The 15,686-nt window shown below is 73.1% G+C and carries 9 protein-coding genes; 5 read left to right on the top strand and 4 right to left on the bottom strand.

The window, feature by feature from the left end:
* Positions 1 to 16: 16 nt before the first annotated feature.
* Genes ACSJDX_RS03460 through ACSJDX_RS03445 form a run of 4 tightly spaced genes read left to right on the top strand, consistent with a single transcriptional unit; the run spans position 17 to position 5,972 of the window.
* A complete protein-coding gene (locus tag ACSJDX_RS03460) occupies positions 17 to 1,171 on the top strand; it encodes an exonuclease SbcCD subunit D (protein ID WP_438354190.1) in 1,155 nt (384 codons plus the stop codon).
* Positions 1,168 to 4,227, top strand: a complete 3,060-nt coding sequence (locus ACSJDX_RS03455) for an AAA family ATPase (protein ID WP_438354189.1) — start codon at positions 1,168 to 1,170, stop codon at positions 4,225 to 4,227. Before ACSJDX_RS03460 ends, ACSJDX_RS03455 begins: the two co-directional genes overlap by 4 nt.
* Positions 4,228 to 4,262: 35 nt before the next feature.
* Positions 4,263 to 4,445, top strand: a complete 183-nt coding sequence (locus tag ACSJDX_RS03450; protein WP_438354188.1) for a hypothetical protein — start codon at positions 4,263 to 4,265, stop codon at positions 4,443 to 4,445.
* 45 nt (positions 4,446 to 4,490) lie between these two features.
* Positions 4,491 to 5,972 carry an MFS transporter gene (locus tag ACSJDX_RS03445; RefSeq protein ID WP_438354187.1) on the top strand — a complete coding sequence of 494 codons (1,482 nt, stop codon included), beginning with the start codon at positions 4,491 to 4,493 and terminating at the stop codon, positions 5,970 to 5,972.
* A 61-nt stretch (positions 5,973 to 6,033) separates the two neighbouring features.
* On the opposite strand, the gene ACSJDX_RS03440 is transcribed toward ACSJDX_RS03445, so the two are convergent.
* The 4 genes from ACSJDX_RS03440 to ACSJDX_RS03425 all read right to left on the bottom strand — a co-directional run bounded on the left by ACSJDX_RS03440 (position 6,034) and on the right by ACSJDX_RS03425 (position 11,806).
* Positions 6,034 to 6,591 carry a phosphorylase family protein gene (locus tag ACSJDX_RS03440; RefSeq protein WP_438354186.1) on the bottom strand — a complete coding sequence of 186 codons (558 nt, stop codon included), beginning with the start codon at positions 6,589 to 6,591 and terminating at the stop codon, positions 6,034 to 6,036.
* Entirely contained in the window at positions 6,588 to 8,078 is a 1,491-nt protein-coding gene (locus ACSJDX_RS03435; RefSeq protein ID WP_438354185.1) for a lipase maturation factor family protein, read from the bottom strand. Before ACSJDX_RS03435 ends, ACSJDX_RS03440 begins: the two co-directional genes overlap by 4 nt.
* Positions 8,079 to 8,092: 14 nt before the next feature.
* Positions 8,093 to 9,556: a phytoene desaturase family protein gene (locus ACSJDX_RS03430; protein WP_438354184.1), complete on the bottom strand. Its 1,464-nt coding sequence runs from the start codon at positions 9,554 to 9,556 to the stop codon at positions 8,093 to 8,095.
* 195 nt (positions 9,557 to 9,751) lie between these two features.
* Positions 9,752 to 11,806, bottom strand: coding sequence for an NAD(+) synthase (locus ACSJDX_RS03425; RefSeq protein ID WP_438354183.1), 2,055 nt, complete (start codon positions 11,804 to 11,806; stop codon positions 9,752 to 9,754).
* Between the two features lie 280 nt (positions 11,807 to 12,086).
* Here ACSJDX_RS03425 and ACSJDX_RS03420 point away from each other — a divergent pair, with 280 nt between their 5' ends.
* A complete protein-coding gene (locus tag ACSJDX_RS03420) occupies positions 12,087 to 15,617 on the top strand; it encodes a TM0106 family RecB-like putative nuclease (protein ID WP_438354182.1) in 3,531 nt (1,176 codons plus the stop codon).
* Positions 15,618 to 15,686 lie beyond the last annotated feature (69 nt).

The raw sequence follows: 15,686 nt of genomic DNA, 5'->3' as shown, positions 1-15,686 counted from the left end.
CCCGTACCGTGTGAGCATGCGCATCCTGCACACCTCCGACTGGCACATCGGGCGGTCGTTCCACGGCCACTCGACGCTCGCCGCGCTCGCCGAGGTGCTCGCCGCGCTGGCGGCGCAGGTGCGAGAGCACGCGGTCGACGTGGTCGTCGTCGCCGGCGATGTGTTCGACTCCGCGACCCCCGCGCGGGACTGCTTCCCGCTCCTGTCCACCGCCATCGGGGCGCTGCGCGACGCGGGCGCCGAGGTGATCGTCACGTCGGGCAATCACGACTCCGCGGCGCGTCTGGGTTTCCAGTCCGAGCTGCTGCGCGACGGCATCCACGTCGTGACCGATCCGGCGACGGTGGGCACGCCCGTGACGGTGACCGATGCCGTCGGGCCGGTGCACTTCTACGGCATCCCCTACCTCGAGCCCGGGATGGTGCGGTCGGTGTGGCCCGACGCCGAGCTGCGCACGCACGCGCAGACGCTCGCCCATGCCATGGGGCTGATCGAGCGCGACCTGGCCGTGCGCGGCGGGCGCTCGGTGGCCATCGCGCACTGCTTCGCCGCCGGGGTCGCGCCGACGCCGCAGCTCGAGCGCGACATCCAGCAGGGCGGCCTCGACGTCGTCCCGCTGTCGCTCTTCGACGCCGTCGACTACACCGCGCTCGGTCACATCCACGGTCAGCAGACCCTCTCCGAGCGCGTGCGCTACGCGGGTGCGCCGCTGCACTACAGCTTCAGCGAGCAGAGCAAGAAGCGGGGGTCGTGGCTCATCGATCTCGACGCCGCCGGTGCGGTGAGCGCCCTCTGGCTCGACCTCCCGGTGCCGCGCCGCGTGGTCACCCTGCGCGGCACGCTCGACGAGCTGCTGGCCGAGCCCGCGCATGCGGCGCACGTCGACGACTGGGTGTGCGCGGTGCTCACCGACCCCACGCCGCAGATCGACCCGATGCGCAAGCTGCAGACGCGGTTCCCGTGGTGCGCCACCATCAAGCTCGACCCGCAGGGCGTGCCCGAGGCATCCCGCGTCGGCTACGCCCAGCGCGTGCGCGCCGCGACGAGCGACACCGACCTCATCGAGACGTTCCTCACCCACGTGCGCGCCGGCGAGGGCGCCGACGCGCGCGAGCGCGACCTGATCGACGAGGCCGTCGCCGAGGCGAGGGTCGTGGAGCTCACGGCATGAGGCTGCACCGGCTCGAGATCGAGGGATTCGGGCCGTTCCGCGCACTTCAGAGCGTCGACTTCGACGCCCTGGCCCGCGACGGCATCTTCCTGATCGGCGGCAAGACCGGTGCGGGCAAGTCGAGCATCCTCGACGCGGTGTGCTTCGCCCTCTACGGTGGCGTGCCCCGCTACGACGAGGGGGAGAAGCGCATCCGCAGCGACCACGCCGCGCTCGACGAGCCGACCCGGGTGCGGCTGGAGTTCTCCAGCGCCGGGCGTCGCTGGGCGGTCGAGCGCGTGCCGGGCTACGAGCGGCTCAAGCGCAACGGCTCGGGCACCACCGAGGCACCTCCGCAGGCGCGCCTCGACGAATGGGTCGAGGGCGGGTGGGTCGGGCGCGCCGCCCGTCCGAAAGACGTCGGCGATGAACTGGCTCCTGTTCTCGGGCTCACCCAGCACCAGTTCCTGCAGGTGATCCTGCTCGCGCAGGGGCGTTTCGCCCGGTTCCTGCTCGCTCGCAACGACGAGCGTCAGGCACTGCTGCGCACGCTGTTCGACTCGCAGCGGTTCGGCGGCTACGAGGAGAGCCTCGAGCGGCGGCGCAAGCAGACGCAGGAGAACCTCGCCCTCGAGAACCGCACGCTCCTGGCGCAGCTCGAGGGCGCCGAACGGCTCGTGCCCGCCGTTGACGACGCGCCGTCCGCAGCGGGAGACGGCACGGCGTCGCCGTCCGGATCCGGTCGGGGCGACGAGGTCGATCCAGGGGCCGAGGCGTATCCGGAGGGCGAGCCCTCCCTCGACGAGCGTCTCGAGCGCGTGCGGTCCGCGCAGCTGCGCGCCGCCCATCGCCGCGAGACCGCCAGCGCCCGAGAAGACACGGCGCGCGCGGCGCACGCCGCTGCCGAAACCGCGCACGCCGCGCTCTCCGACGAGCGCCGCGAGCAGATCCGCCGCGACGACGCGCGCGCGGGCCTCGCCGCCCTCGACGCGCAGGTCGACGACATCGCCGCCGTGCGGGCGGCGCTCGCGGCGGCCGAGTCCGCCGAGCTGCTGCGCGCTCCGCTGTCGGCGACCGAGCGAGCGGATGCCGCGCTCGCCGTCGCCACCGAGGCCCACGACGTCGCGCTGGCCGCATGGCGCGACGCCGGAGAGACGGTGGCCGGGCGCTCGCTCGTGCAGGCGCGGCTCGACGAGCTCCTTGCGGACATGGGGGCGCTGGCGGTCGCCGCCGAGGCCGAGACCCGACAGGTCGCGCTGAGCGCCGAGCGCGACACGGCCCTCGCCCTCACCGCCGCCGCGCGCGACACCCTCGCCGCGCTGGAGGAGCGTCGCGCGGCCCTGCCTGGTCTCATCGATGCGCTGACCTCCTCCGTCGCCCGGGCGGCCGCACGCGCCGCGGGGCGCGACGCCGCCGAGGCGCGGGTGGCCGCGGCGCAGACCGCGGCGACGGCCGCGCGCGAGGCGGTCGAACGCGGAGCGGAGCGCGACGCCGCCGAGACGGCGGCCGCCGCGGCCGGCCGCGCACTGACCGCGGCGTCGGCCGCGCTCGACGAGCTGCGCGAGCGTCGCTTCCGCGACCACGCCGGCGAGCTGGCCGAGGCCCTCGTCGAGGGTGAGCCCTGTCCGGTGTGCGGTGCGTGCGAGCATCCGCTCCCCACCGCGCGGAGCGACGAGCCGGTCACCGACGCCGACATCGGCGCCGCCGAGGAGCGCAAGGCCGCCGCGGTCGCCGACGACACGCAGTGCACCGCGCGCGTGCAGGCCGCGCGCGAGGCGCTCACCGCCGCCACGCTGCGGGCCGGCGGGCTCGCGGTCGAGGCCGCCGACGAGGCCGCCGCCGCGGCGGCCGCCGAGCTCGCCGAGATCCTCCGCGCCGCGGCCGACCGCGATCGAGACGAGGCCGCACGGTCGGCGCTGCAGGCCGAGGCGGCCACGGTCGAGACCGAGGCGTCCGCTCTCGCCGTCGGCGCGCGCGACGCGTCGAACGAGCTCGCCGCGATCGAGCGCTCGATCCAGGAGGCCGACGCCACGGTGCGCGCGGCGCGCGGCGCGCACGAGAGCGTGGGCGCGCGCATCGCGTGGAGCGAGACGCGGATCGCGCTCGCCCGCACCGTGGTCGCCGCCGCCGAGACACGCGCCACCCGGGCCGAGAGCGCCGAGACCGCGCGCACCGAGGTCTCCGCGGTGCTGGAGGCCTCGGAGTTCGCCGACCGGGCCGCGGCAGAGGCCGCGCTGCTCGCCCCCGCCGACCGCGACCGCCTCGCCGAGCAGGTGAGCACCTTCGACGCGCGTCGCACCGCGCTCCGAGAGACGCTGCTCGCGTTGGAGATGCGGATGCTGCCCGACGAGCCGATCGACGTGGCTTCCGCCGCCGACGCCCTCGCCGCGGCGGCGGCGGCGCGCGATGACGCGGTCAGGGGCGCGGCATCCGCCCAGCGTCTGGCCGAGCAGTTCGACGACGCGGTGCGGGCGACCGAGATCGCGCACGAGGCGATCGCCGAGATGGCCGCGGAGGCGCACGTGATCGAGCGGCTCGCGAATGCCGTCGCCGGCCGGGCGCCGAACACGCTGAAGATGAACCTCGAGACCTTCGTCCTCGCCGCCGAACTGGAGGAGATCGTCGTCGCCGCCAATCTGCGCCTCGACGAGATGACGCAGGGCCGGTACCGGCTGCGGCACACCGATGCGCGTGCGGCGCGGGGAGCGGCGTCCGGTCTGGGCATCGACGTGTTCGACGCGTTCACCGGGCTCGCCCGTCCGGTGCAGTCCCTCTCCGGCGGCGAGACGTTCCTCGCGTCGCTCGCACTCGCTCTCGGCCTGGCCGAGGTGGTCACCGCGCGCGCCGGCGGCATCACGCTCGACACGCTCTTCATCGACGAGGGGTTCGGGTCGCTCGACGCCGACACTCTCGACGTCGCGATGCGCACCCTCGACGAGCTGCGCCAGGGCGGCCGGGTGATCGGCGTGATCAGCCACGTCGAGGCGATGAAGGATCAGCTGCCCGCGCAGCTGACGGTGCACGCCACCAGTCGCGGCGACAGTGTCATCGAGCAGGAGCTCGTCGCCCCGGTGTGACCGGCCGAGGTGCACCCGCCACGTAGGCTGGAGGAGTGAAGAGTTCGAGCCTCGTCTGGACCATCCTCGGCGTGATCGTCGCGATCGTGATCGCGTGGTTCCTCGTGAACATCCTGTTCTCGGTGGTCGCGGTCATCTTCAAGCTGATCATCGTCGCCGTCGTCGCACTCATCGTGTTCCTCGTGCTCCGATCGGTGTTCGCCCGCCGCGACGGCTGACCTCCGACGGCCCCCGCCGGCATCGGCGGGGATAGCCTGAGAGCGATGTCGGACGCGAGCGAACCAGAGCAGAACCCCCGTACCCTCACGATCGCGCTCACGCCGGCGCACCGCTGGCGGGCCTTCTGGGTGTGCGCCGCCGTCGCGGCGATCACGATCCTCGACCTGTCGAAGGTCAACGTCGCGCTGCCGTCCATAGAGACGGCGTTCGGCGCCGGATCCACCGAGCTGCAGCTGATCGTGTCGGGCTACGTGCTCACCTTCGGGCTGTTCCTCGTGCCGATGGGCCGCATCGGCGATCAGCGCTCGCGCCGCGCCCTGTTCATCGTCGGTCTGTCGCTGTTCACCCTGGCGAGCCTCGTGTGCGCGCTCGCGCCGAACATCACCGTGCTGCTGATCGCTCGCCTCGTGCAGGGCGTGGCCGCCGGCATCCAGATGCCGCAGGTGATCGGACTGATCCAGCAGCTCTTCCAAGGCAAGGAGCGCGGACGCGCGTTCGGGCTCTTCGGCGCCACGATCGGCGTCGCCACCGCGTTCGGCCCGACCCTCGGCGGCCTCATGATCGCGGTCGGCGGCCCCGTCGACGGCTGGCGGTGGACGTTCTGGCTGAACATCCCGCTGGGGCTGGTCGCGATCGCCCTGGCGGTGTGGATGCTGCCGGCCACCCGCCGCGCGAGCGGAGCCCCGCTGCAGCTGGACGGATTCGGCGTGGTGCTGTTCGGGCTGACCGTGCTGTCGCTGATGTGGCCGTTCCTGTTCACCACCGGCTCGCCCGACGACAACCCCCAGCGCTGGTGGCTCCTGGTCGTGTTCGCCCTGTTCGCGGCGGCATTCATCGCGTGGGAACGGCGGTACGCGGCATCCGGTCGCACGCCGCTCATCCCGTTCTCGCTGTTCGGCGTCGGATCGTTCCGCAACGGAACGCTCCTGCAGTCGGCCTACTTCACCGCGGCCCCGGCGATGTTCCTGCTCACCACGCTGTACCTCCAGGGTGGCCTGGGCATCGCGCCGGTCTTCGCCGGGATGGTCACGATCGGATTCGCGCTCTCGAGCGCGGTGTCGTCCTGGGTCGGCGGCAACCTCGTCGTCCGCTACGGACGCCCGGTGGTGGTGTGGGGACTCGCGCTCATGCTGCTATGCGTCGGCGGACTCGTGGCGACGGCACTGTATGTGCCGGATGCCGCGACGCCGTTCGTGATGGCCGGGGTCATGCTCGTCGGCGGCATCGGCGGCGGGCTCGTGATCGCACCCAACCAGACGCTGACGCTCGCCGACATCCCCGTGCAGCAGGGCGGCCTCGCCGGCTCCGTCGGGCAGCTGGGCCAGCGCATCGGCACGGCGGTCGGCACGGCCGTCGCGCTCGCGCTCTTCTACGCCACCATCTACCGGGAGGACGGCACCGCCGCCGGTGCCGTCGTCTTCCACGACGCCTACGGCTACGGCATGGTGGCGGTCGGACTGTTCCTGGCGGCGGCGTTCGCGGTGGCGGTCGTCGACCTCTCGGCGCGTCGACGCGCCGACCACTGAGGGGAACGGATGCCGGGGGTCAGGGCGAGAGCCCTCGACACCCCCGGGAACCGGTCGCGGGTCAGACCCCGTAGACCTGCCGCACGTGCGCGCGCAGCTCGGCGCTGCACGCGGCGACCGTCGCCCGCCAGTCGGTGATGGCGTCATCCTGCGCGCGGTCGGACACCGACTTGAGGACCCGGATGGGCACCCCGAACCGATCGGCGACCCAGATGTAGGCGAACGTCTCCATGTCGACCATGCTCGCGCCCAGCGGCCGGATCACCCCGACCGCCTCCGCATCGTCGACGAAGTGGTCGCCGGTGGCGATCACGACGCCGTCGTCGCCGATCTCGACACGGGCCGGCAACGAGACGTGCTGTCCGACCACCCCGTCGATGTCGGTGACGTCGTGCTGGATCGCCCCCGAGATCTCGTGCACGCCGCCGGGCAGGAGCGGGTCGATCGCGCCGGCCGTCCCCACGACGAGGATCTCGTCGTAGTCGCCCGCGTCGAGGGCCCGCGTGAGGGCGTAGGTCGCCTGCAGCTTGCCCGGACCGGTGACCAGTCGGTCGAAGCCGGGGAGATCGGCGGGAAAGGCGACGAGTTCGGCCTCCAGGGCCGCGACGAGGAGCTTCACCTCTCCATTGTCCCCCGCAAGCCCACCGGTCCGAGAACGTCCCGGCGCCGATCCCGCGCCCAGCGCTCGTGCCGCTCCCGGAACTCGGCGCGCGTGGTGAACCGGTACCGGTACGACACCACCCGCACCCAGCGGGGGCGTCGCCCCTCGAACGGGTCGCGCGCGAGGAGTCGGAGGGTCGAGGCATCCGCCTCCAGCAGACGCACCAGGAAGACCTCGAACCACCCCTCGGTGCCCCGGCCCAGCGGGAGGAACCACATCAGCCAGTCCAGCCGCAGATGGTAGGGCGCGAACTGACGAGGGAGGCGGGCCACGTCGCCGGGTTTGCCGCGGAATCCGTACTCGCTCCACTGCGCGGCGTCGGGGTCGGCGTCGGCGGTCCCCTCCACGACGAACTCCACGCGCTCTCGCGTGACGGTGCCGAACGCGCCGTACGCGTTGCCGAGCTGCCACCGGTTGAAGCTCGCGTTCATGAGCTGACGGGGGGCGGCGAGGTTGCGCACGGCCGGCCAGCTCAGCACCGCGAATCCGATGCCGATGAGTCCGGTGCCCACGACCCAGTAGAGCGGCATCCCGTCGACGTCCCACGGGAGATCGGATGCCTCCTCCGCCCGCTCCGATCCCGAGCCCGGGATGCCCACGGCCGAGAACGCCAGCACGATCGTGGCGGCGTTCAGCCACGCGAAGTTGCCGGTGACGAACAGCCACAGCTGCGTCGCGATCACGACGCCCGCGGCGACCATGCCCGCCACCGCCGGCCAGTCGGCCTCGACCCACAGGCTCAGCAGCGGCGCGAACAGCAGCCACGGCGCCACGAGCTGGGCCGCGTGGTTGCCGATCACCTCCCCGCCGTGGAACCACCGGGGGAGCAGGTGCGCCTGGCGGCTGAAGGGGCCCGGCATCGGCTGCGTCTCGTGGTGGTAGGTGAGGGCGGTGAGATCCCGCCACTCCCGGCCGCCACGGATCTTGATGGTGCCGGCGCCGAACTCGAGGCGGAACACCAGCCACCAGAACAGCACGATCACGACGGTGGGCGGAGGCTGTTCGTCCGAGCCCAGGAACGCGGCGAGGAAGCCGGCCTCCAGCAGCAGCATCTCCCAGCCGAACGCGTAGAAGGTCTGCCCGATGCTGACGATCGACATGTACAGCCCCCACAGGGCCAGGAAGCACAGCATCGGCACCCAGGGCGCCGCCAGTTGCGGGATGCCTCCCACGACCGCCGCGGCGATGACCACTCCGGCGACGCAGACCGCCACGAGGCGCCCGTCGGTATAGCGCCAGCGGCGGAACAGGGTGGGGTGCAGCATCCACGTCTTCGACTGCGCCGCCCCGGCCAGCAGCTCGGGGGCAGGCAGCAGACCGTGCTCGCCCAGCAGGGGACGGAACTGCCGCAGGGTCGAGACGAACGCGAGGAGGTACAGCGCCGCGATCCCGCGCTGGAGCACCTGCCGTGCGAGTTCGAAGTCGACCGCTGCGAAGCCGTCCACGCTCGCCCCCGCCCCTAGTCCGACCCGAAGAGGTCGTCGAGGTCGACGCGCACGCCGGCGCTGTCGGTGAGCGCCTGCCGGGCCGCGTACCAGCCGGGCATCCCGGTCACCCCCGGGCCGGGCGGAGTCGCGGCCGAGGCGAGGTACACGCCTCGGAGAGGGGTGCGCCACGGGGCGGGCGAGAGCACGGGCCGGCGCACCGCCTGCATCATCGTGAATGCACCGCCGAGGATGTCGCCGCCGATGTTCGCCGGGTTCGACCGCGCCTGAGCGACGGCGGTGGTGACGTGCGTCGCGAGGATGCGGTCCCGGAACCCCGGCGCGAAGCGTTCGACCTGGGCGATGACCGCGGCGGTCGGATCGAACGGCGATCCCGCCGGCACGTGCAGGTACGCCCACAGCACGGCCTTTCCGGCGGGAGCGCGCGACGGGTCGAGCACCGACGGCTGCACGGCGAGCACGTAGGGACGCTCGGGCACCCGACCCTGTGCGACGGCGTTCTCACCCTCGGCGATCTCCGCCGCCGTGCCCCCCAGGTGCACGGTCGGCGCGCGGGGCACGTCGACGTGCGTCCACGGCACCGGACCGTCCAGGGCGAAGTCCACCTTGGCCGCCGCGGCGCCGTAGCGGTAGCGGGCGATCGCGCGGGCGTAGCCGGCGGGGAGGTCGGGGGAGGTGAGCAGCAGGCGCGGCGAGGTGTCCAGCAGCAGCAGGTCGCCCGCGGCGGTGTCCCCGATGTCGAGGCCGGCGAGCGAGTCGACGCGGGTGTCGGTCTCGATCACGCCGCCGAGGGCTCGCAGGTCGCCGGCGAGGGCGTCGGCGATCGCCTGCGCACCGCCGAGCGGGAACGCCCAACCGTCGCGCGTGTGGCTGTGGGCGGCCAGAAGGAGCCCCGCCGCGGCCGAGGCCAGGCTCGGGATGCGCGTGTTGGCGTGCGCGAGCACCCCGGCCAGCAGCGCTCTCCCGCGCTCGCCGCGCAGTCCGTCGCCGAGCCGGGCGCCGACCGACAGCATCCGGATCCCGAAGCGGGCGGCGACGAGCGGATGCCGCGGCATCCGCAGCAGCTGCGATCCGGTGAAGCCGACCAGCTCGTCGAGGCGCCGACCGAGCGGAGCGACGAGCGCCCGCCAGGCGCGTCCGTCGGCGCCGAGGTCGCGCACGGTGCGATCGAGGTCGCGCCATGCGATCGCCGCGCGACCGTCGTCGAGCGGATGGGCGAAGGATGCCTCCGGCACCGCCCACTCGATCCGCTCGCGCAGGCCGAACGCGCGGAACACCGGCGAGCTCAGGGCCGCCGGGTGCACGGCCGAGCCGACGTCGTGGTGGAATCCGGGCAGGGTGAGCTCGGCGGTGCGCACGCCTCCGCCGAAAGCCGGTGCGGCCTCGAGCACCCGCACGGCGTAGCCCGCGCGCGCGAGTGCGACCCCGGCGGTCAGTCCGTTCGGACCGCTCCCCACGACCGTCGCACGTCTGGCCATGGCCTCATCCTGTCACCGGGTCGCGATCGCCGGGGGATGCGGTGGGGCGCGCGGCCCTTCCCCTCCCCCTCCTGCCGCATTCGTGGCACGAACACGACAGTTGCCACAGCGATTCGTAGGGGCAGACGCAGAAGAGTGGCGCACTCGCGCGAGGAGGCGGGGAGTGAGCGGATGCCGTGGGGCGCGCGGCGAAGGTCAGTCGACCAGGTCGGGGAGCGCGGACGTCAGCTCGGCGAGCCACGCGGCGGCGTTGCCGTCGGAAGGGGCGCGCCAGTCGCCCCGGGGCGACAGCGATCCGGCGGCCGACACCTTCGGCCCGTTCGGGATCGCGGAGCGCTTGAACTGGGCGAAGGCGAAGAAGCGCTTCAGGAACACCTGCAGCCAGCGCGCGATCACCGGCAGGTCGTACGCGTAGCGGTCAGCCGCGGGGAACCCGGGGGGCCAGGCCCCGGCATCCGCATCCCGCCACGCGTGTGCGGCCAGGAATGCGATCTTCGACGGTCGGAACCCGTAGCGCAGCACGTGGAAGAGCGTGAAGTCGTGCAGCGCGTACGGCCCGACACGGTCCTCGGTCGACTGCAGCCTCCCGTCCTGCCCCGCAGGCACGAGCTCCGGGCTGATCTCGGTGTCGAGCACGGACTGCAGCACCGTCGCGGTCCCCTCGGCGACCTGACCGTCCGCGATCACCCATCGGATCAGGTGCTGGATGAGGGTCTTGGGCACACCGGCGTTGACGGCGTAGTGGCTCATCTGGTCGCCGACCCCGTAGGTCATCCAGCCCAGGGCGAGCTCGGACAGGTCGCCGGTGCCGATCACCATCCCGTTGTTCTGGTTGGCGAGGCGGAAGAGGAAGTCGGTGCGCAGCCCCGCCTGCACGTTCTCGAAGGTGACGTCGTGCACCGGCTCGCCGTCGGCGAACGGGTGCCCGATCTTCGCCAGCAGCTCGTTCGCGGCATCCCGGATGTCGATCGTCTCGATCGACGCGCCGATCGCCCCGGCCAGCGCGATCGCGTTCGACCTGGTGTGGTCGGATGTCGCGAAGCCCGGCATCGTGTACGCCAGGATGTCGCTGCGCGGGCGGCCGGCGGCATCCATCGCCCGTGCCGTCACCAGCAGGGCGTGCGTCGAATCGAGCCCGCCGCTCACCCCGATCACCGGCTTCGGATCGCCGATCGCGCGCATGCGCTGGGCCAGCCCCGACACCTGGATGTTGAACGCCTCGTAGCAGTCCTGCGCGAGTCGGGCCGGGTCGTCGGGAACGAAGGGGAACCGGTCGAGGGAACGGCGCAGCCCGATGTCCCGCGTCGGCGGATCGAGGCGGAAGTGCACGGTGCGGAAGCCGGCGGTCGCCGGGTTCGCGCGGCGGTTGTCGTCGAACGTGCCCTGCCGCAGGCGGTCCTGGCGGAGGCGGTCGAGGTCGACGTCGGCGACCGAGTGCCGCGCGCCGTCGGGGAAGCGCTCGGTCTCGGCCAGCAGCGCCCCGCCCTCGTAGATCATGGTCTGACCGTCCCACGACACGTCGTTCGTCGACTCGCCGGCGCCCGCCGCGGCGTACGCGTAGGCGGCCAGGCAGCGCAGCGACTGCGACTGCACGAGGTCCTTCCGATCCTCGGCGCGAGCGATCGTGATGGGGCTACCCGAGAGGTTGACCAGCACCGACGCCCCCGCCAGCGCCGCGTGCGACGACGGCGGGATCGGCACCCACACGTCCTCGCACACCTCGGCGTGCACGGTGAGGCCAGGCACGTCGAGCGCCTCGAACAGCAGGTCGGGACCGAACGGCGCCTCGAGGCGGCCGACGCGGATGTCCTCGCCGCGCTGATCGTCGCCCGGCGCGTACCAACGGCGCTCGTAGAACTCGCGGTAGGTGGGCAGATACGACTTCGGGGCGACGCCGAGCAGCTCGCCGCGGTGGATCACGACGGCGGAGTTGTAGAGCCGGTTGCGGTGACGCAGCGGCGCGCCCACGACGAGCACCGGCAGGAGGTCGGCGGATGCCTCCACCAGCTCTTCGATCGCCGCGACGACCGCGTCGAGCACGGCGTCCTGCAGCACGAGGTCGTCGATGGCATAGCCGGTCAGGCACAGCTCGGGGAAGACCGCGACGGCCACCCCGTCGGCGTCGAGCGCCCGTGCGGTCTCGAGCACGGTCGCGGCGTTGGCGGCCGGATCGGCGATCGCGACCGGGATGGTGCAGGCCGCGACGCGGGCGAACCCGTGCCGGTACGCGCTCTCGAAGGGGAGGCTCATGCTCCCAGTCTGGCAGGCGGGCCTCCCGCGCGCCGTCGATCGCGGTCGGTGAGCCCGCCGAGGCGTCGCCGTTCTCCGCGTCTGGGGGAGGAGATGTACGCGTCGGGAGGAGGGAACCCCGGCATCCGTCCTCCCCACACGCACATCTCCTCCCGAAGCCCGGCGGTACGCCTCGACCCGATCGCCGAGCCCGTCGACGTGTCGTTGCGGCCCTGAGGCATCCGTTCCCGCCAGGAGGGGTGTCGGATGCCGCGGCTAAGGTCGTGCGGGAAGGGGAGGCATGCGATACATCGAGGGTGAAGGCCGGATCGTCTGGAGTGCGAGCGATCTGAAGGCGGCGGCCGAGTGCGAGTTCGCGTGGCTGAGGGCGATCGACGCGCGGCTCGGGCGGGTCGCGGCGGTCGTCGAGCCCGAGGACGACACCCTCGTGCGCGCCGGCGAGCTCGGCACGGCGCACGAGCTGCGCGTCCTCGAGGCCTACCGGCAACGGTTCGGGGCGGGGGTCGCCGAGATCCCCGCGGCGCGTTCGAGCGAGACCGAGGCGCTCGCCGAGGCCGTCCGGCTCACGAACGAGGCGCTCGCCTCCGACGCCGTCGTGGTGTACCAGGCCGCCTTCTCCACCCACGACTTCGTGGGGTTCGCCGACTTCCTGGTGCGCGACGAGCCGGGCGGTCCGTGGATCGTGCAGGACAGCAAGCTCGCGCGGCGCGCCAAGGTGACGGCCCTCATGCAGCTGGCGGCATATGCCGACCAGCTCGACCGCCTCGGGGTGCCCCGGGCCGACCGGGTCGAACTGCTCCTGGGCGACGGCACCACGAGCGTGCACGCCGTCGACGACCTGCTCCCGGTCTTCCGTCTGCGGCGCGAGCGTCTCCGCGCCCTCGTGGCCGACCGGCGCCTCGACCTCGGCGCCGCCGGTGCGCCGCTGGCCTGGGGCGACGACCGCGGCGCCCTCGCGGTGATCGCCTGCGGCCGATGCGCCACGTGCGACGCCGAGGTGATCGCGCACCGCGACCTGCTGCTGGTCGCGGGGATGCGGCCGGTGCAGCGCGAACGGCTGCGGGCGGCCGGCATCGCGACGATCGACGCTCTGGCCGCGGCATCCGGCGCCCCCGACAGCATGCGCGCCGACACGTTCGCGCTGCTGCGCACGCAGGCGCGGCTGCAGCTCGACAGCCCCGCGGGCGTGCCGGCCGCGGATGCGTCGGCGGCGCCGCCGATCCCGACGTTCGAGGTGGTCGCGCCGACGGCGCTGGGTGCCCTGCCGCGCCCCGACCTCGGCGACATGTTCTTCGATTTCGAGGGCGACCCGCTCTACACCGAGGTCGATCGCGGTGGCGACCCGAACCGCTGGGGACTCGACTACCTGTTCGGCTGGGTCGACCTGGCCGAGCAGTACACCGCGCTGTGGGCGCACGGCTTCGCCGAGGAGCGCGCGGCGCTCGAGACCTTCCTCGACGTGGTCGCCCTGCGGCGGCAGCAGCATCCCGACATGCACATCTACCACTACGCCCCGTACGAGCCGTCGCACCTGCTGGCCATGGCGGCGCGGTACGGCGTGCGCGAGGCCGACGTCGATCGTCTGCTGCGCGACGGGGTGTTCGTCGACCTGTATCCCATCGTGCGGCGCGCGCTGCGGGTCGGATCGCGCTCGTACTCGATCAAGAAGCTCGAGCCGCTCTACATGGGCGACGAGGTGCGCACCAGCGACGTGCAGAAGGGCGACGCGTCGATCGTCGAGTACGTGCGGGCACGGGCTCTCATCGACGACGGGCGGGATGCCGAGGCGCAGGCGATCCTCGACGATCTCGCCGACTACAACCGCTACGACTGCGTCTCGACCCGGCGCCTGCGCGACTGGCTCGTCGACCGCGCGCGCGAGGCCGGACTGGTGCCGGCCCGCAACCCCGATCCCGACGAGCGCGCCTACGAGCCCTCGCCGCGGGCGGTCTCGCTCACCGCGCTCGCCGGGGGCCATCCCGACGACTCCGCCGAGTCCGCCTGCCTGCGCCTGGCTGCGGCGGCCATCGACTACTACCCGCGCGAGGCGAAGTCGTTCTGGGCGACGCACTTCCTGCGGCTGCGCGAGCCCGTCTCGATCTGGGAGGAGACGCGCGACGTCGTGGTGATCGACCCCGAGCGCTCGCGGGTAATCGAGGACTGGCATCGTCCCGAGGGCAGCCGCAGCGAGCGCCGCACCGTGGAGCTGCGCGGCGATCTCGCACCCGGCACACGGCTCAGCGCCGGGTCGAATCCGTTCGCGATCTACGAACTGCCCACCCCCTTCCCGTTCGAGCCGTCACCGCGGTGGATCCACGGCACCCGCACGATCTCCGTCGTCGAGGTGCTCGACGACGGTGCGCTCGTCGAAGAGCTGGCGGTCGACGGAGTCACCTGGTCCGAGCTCCCGATCGCGCTCACGCCGCCGTCGCCACCGAGCGCCGGCAGGCAGCAGGGAGCGATCGACGAGTGGGCCGACGCGCTGCTCGCCGCCTCCCCGCGACTGCCCGAAGACCCGGCCGCCGACATCCTGCTGCGGCGCCCCCCGCGCACCCGTGACGGTGCGCTGGCCCCGTCGCGCGGCGACGACGTCGAGGCGATCACGCGCAGCATCCTGGATCTCGATCGCAGCTACCTCGCCGTGCAGGGCCCTCCCGGCACGGGCAAGACCTACGTCGGCTCGCACGTCGTGGCGCGGCTGGTGCGCGACCACGGCTACAAGATCGGCGTGGTCGCGCAGTCGCACGCGGTGGTCGAGAACATGCTCGACCGCATCGTGGCGGCCGGCGTGCCGTCCGAGCTGGTCGGGAAGGCGCCGAAGGATGCCGCGGCCACCGGCCTGTCGTTCACGCCCATCGCCAAGAACGGCATGGCCGAGTTCGCCCGGGACCGCGCCGCGTCGGGATTCGTGGTGGGCGGCACGGCGTGGGACTTCAGCAACGCCGACCGCATCCCGCGCGGCGGGCTCGACCTGCTCGTCGTCGACGAGGCCGGGCAGTTCTCTCTGGCCTCGACGATCGCGGTGTCGGTCGCGTCGTCGCGGCTGCTGCTGCTGGGCGACCCGCAGCAGCTGCCGCAGGTGAGCCAGGGCACCCATCCGGAGCCGGTGGACACCTCGGCCCTCGGCTGGGTGATGGACGGTGCCGACGTGGTGCCGCCCGACCACGGCTTCTTCCTCGCCCGCACCTGGCGCATGCACCCCGATGTCGCGGCGCCCGTGTCGCGCCTGTCGTACGCCGGCGAGCTGGAATCGCATCCGTCGACCGCCCGGCGCGCGCTCGAGGGCATCGAGCCCGGACTGCACCCGATCGCGGTGCCGCACACCGGCAACGCCACGGCGTCCGCCGAGGAGGCGGCGGTCGTGGTGCGGCGCGTGCGAGACCTCCTCGGTCGATCCTGGACCGACGCCGTGGTCGACGACGACGGGGTGCGGTCGTCGCCGCCCCGACCGCTCGTTCAGAGCGACCTCATCGTGGTGACGCCTTACAACGCGCAGCAGGTGGAGGTGGAGGAGGCGCTCGCCACCGCCGGCTTCCCCGACGTGCCCGTCGGGACGGTCGACCGCTTCCAGGGGCAGGAGGCGGTCGTCGCGCTGGTGTCGCTGGCGGCGTCCTCGGGCCGGGATGCCCCGCGAGGGCTTGAGTTCCTGCTGTTGCGCAATCGCCTCAATGTGGCGATCTCCCGCGCGAAGCACGCCGCCTACCTCATCCACTCGCCCGGCCTGCTCGACGATCTCCCGCACACGCCCGAGGGCGTCGCGCGGCTGAGCGGATTCGCGACCCTCGTCGGCGCCGTGGGCGGCGCCCGCTGAGGGTCGACCCGCCCTCACGGAGGCCTCTCGCGATCCGCGGGCCGGTGCGGAACGACGACGGAACGCGCG

Origin of the sequence: Microbacterium fluminis (assembly GCF_051549805.1) — a bacterium.
Taxonomy (GTDB): domain Bacteria; phylum Actinomycetota; class Actinomycetes; order Actinomycetales; family Microbacteriaceae; genus Microbacterium.
The sequence above is the reverse complement of the archived record's forward strand: the minus strand, read 5'-3'. Positions and strand labels throughout refer to the sequence as shown.

Excerpts from the sequence above, each read along its gene's own strand:
- ACSJDX_RS03460 (WP_438354190.1), top strand. The coding sequence starts at position 17 with ATGCGCATCCTGCACACCTCCGACTGGCACATCGGGCGGTCGTTCCAC.
- ACSJDX_RS03455 (WP_438354189.1), top strand. The coding sequence starts at position 1,168 with ATGAGGCTGCACCGGCTCGAGATCGAGGGATTCGGGCCGTTCCGCGCA.
- ACSJDX_RS03445 (WP_438354187.1), top strand. The coding sequence starts at position 4,491 with ATGTCGGACGCGAGCGAACCAGAGCAGAACCCCCGTACCCTCACGATC.
- ACSJDX_RS03430 (WP_438354184.1), bottom strand. The coding sequence starts at position 9,556 with ATGGCCAGACGTGCGACGGTCGTGGGGAGCGGTCCGAACGGACTGACC.
- ACSJDX_RS03425 (WP_438354183.1), bottom strand. The coding sequence starts at position 11,806 with ATGAGCCTCCCCTTCGAGAGCGCGTACCGGCACGGGTTCGCCCGCGTC.
- ACSJDX_RS03420 (WP_438354182.1), top strand. The coding sequence starts at position 12,087 with ATGCGATACATCGAGGGTGAAGGCCGGATCGTCTGGAGTGCGAGCGAT.